Annotated in this window: 1 protein-coding gene; it reads right to left on the bottom strand. The window is 69.9% G+C overall.

Annotated elements, in window-relative coordinates:
• Positions 1-39 precede the first annotated feature (39 nt).
• Positions 40-1,311 carry an Ig-like domain-containing protein gene (locus KBX39_RS29885; protein WP_210873740.1) on the bottom strand — a complete coding sequence of 424 codons (1,272 nt, stop codon included), beginning with the start codon at positions 1,309-1,311 and terminating at the stop codon, positions 40-42.
• Positions 1,312-1,992: the final 681 nt, after the last annotated feature.

Genomic DNA, 1,992 nt, shown 5'->3' on the forward strand with positions numbered 1-1,992 from the left:
CCTGGACTGAGCACGGCACGGGGCCGTTCCTCCCCAGGTTCAGCCGCCGCTGTTGCTCCGCGACGGCGCCGCCGCCGGCGCCGACCCGCCGGCCACCGCGCCCGGGTGCGGCGTGGCGCTCTGCGTGGGCTTCAGCCCCGCCGGTACGGGCAGCGCGCTGCCCTTGGCGAACTCGTCCCAGCTGACGTTCCAGGCGGTGAAGCCGTTGCCCTGGTCGAGCTTCACCTCGGTGCCCCGCACTGTCACCAGGTCACCGACCTGCGTGACGCCCATGAGCCAGTCCGCGGCCGTGGCCGACACGTTCGTGCAGCCGTGCGAGGTGTTGGTGTAGCCCTGCTCCCCCTCCGACCACGGCGCGGAGTGGATGAACTCGCCGCCCCAGGTCAGCCGCTGGGCGTCGTCCACGTCGACCACGTAGCCGCCATTGGGCTCACCCCGGGTGTCGAACGTGGTGTGCTCGTGCTTCTCCATGATCACCATGGTGCCGCTGGACGTCGGCGTGCTCTCCTTGCCGAGACTGACCGGGATCTTCTTGAGCACCTTGCCGTCCTCGTAGACGGTCATCTGCTTGGTCCCGTTGTCGATGTCGAGCGTCACCTGCCGGCCGACCTTGGCGGTCGCGACCCGGTCGGAGTCGCCGATCGCCTCCTTGCCGATGGGCAGCCCCTGCAACGCGCTGCGCACGCTGATCGTCGTGCCCGGCTTCCAGCGGTCCGGCGCCCGGTACTCGGCCTGCTTGCCGTCGGCCACCCACGACCAGGTGCCGGGCTGCGGCGGGTCGGTCTTCACGAACAGCCGGCGCTGCACGTCCGCGCGGGCCTCCTTCGGAATCGGCGGGTCGAATCCGAGCACCACCGGCATCGCCGTCCCGTACGTCTGATTCGGCCGGAAATACAATTCGCTGGTGACGGCCGGTTTGGTGGATTTGGCCATCGTCGTGAACGTCGTCTTCTGCGTGGCGGTCTTCCCCGAATCGCCGGTCGCGGTCACCTCCGCGGTGTACGTCCGGGAATTGGCCAGCGGCCGGTCCGGCACCCAGCCGGAGCCGTCCTCCCGCGGCTGGGCCGGTACGGCGTTGCCCTTGTCGTCGGTCAGCTTGACGGCTGTCACCTTGCCGTTGCTGACCTTCGTGCCCACCTCCGCGCTGATCGGCACGTTCTTCGTGCGATCGGCGGGTGTCACGGTGACCGACGGCGGCGACGCCTCGGCCTGTTTCGCCACCGACTTCGGGCCGGCGGTGCACGCGCCGACCGCCAGCGGCGCGGCTGCGACAGTCATCGCGAAAAGCGTCAGTCGGCGCCTCGCAAACATATTTCGCCCCCCATTTCCGAACCCTCTCGCCCACATTCTGTAGGCCCAGGATCACGCCGTGGCACCTTCGGCGGAATTGCTCGGAAAAGGCTGCGGAGAATCGTGCCGGACAGGTAATTCCCGTCCCCGCTTGCGCCGCACGCGCCCTCCGCCCGGTTCCCACCACCGCCCTCCTCACCTCTTGACCGCCCCTTGTCCGTCGATCATGAAGTTGACGGCGCGCGGCGTCCTTTTTGTCCGCGTCAACCTCATGATCGACGAAGGGAGGGCGGCGAGAGGTTCCGACCCGGCGAGATCTTGGTACGAAACGGCCTCCACAGGGCCACTTTGCTACCAAGATCTCGACCGATCCCACCCACCGGAACAAGGTTCCCGCAAGACGGCCAGCGCTGGACTCCCTCGCTCGCGTCACCCGCGCCGCCGCGGCGATCTTGCACTTGCGGCCCCGGAGAAGGGTGCGAATCGGGCACGTCGAGGGCCGCAAGTGCAAGATCGCGAGCGGGGGACGGGGAGCCCGGGGCGGGGAGCGGGGGCGGGGACGCGGCGCGGCCCCGGACCTCCGTGGGGAGGGCCGGGGCCGGGAGCCTGACCGGTCAGACGTTGGCGACCAGGAGGGCGGGCTGCTCGACGCAGTCGGCGACGTGGCGCAGGAAGCCGCCCGCCACCCCGCCGTCGCAGACC

The sequence above is a fragment of the Micromonospora sp. D75 genome (assembly GCF_018070405.1).
Taxonomy (GTDB): Bacteria; Actinomycetota; Actinomycetes; order Mycobacteriales; family Micromonosporaceae; genus Micromonospora; species Micromonospora chalcea.

What these genes read in the sequence shown, in the direction of transcription:
- KBX39_RS29885 (WP_210873740.1), bottom strand. Translation starts at nt 1,311, where the DNA reads ATGTTTGCGAGGCGCCGACTGACGCTTTTCGCGATGACTGTCGCAGCC.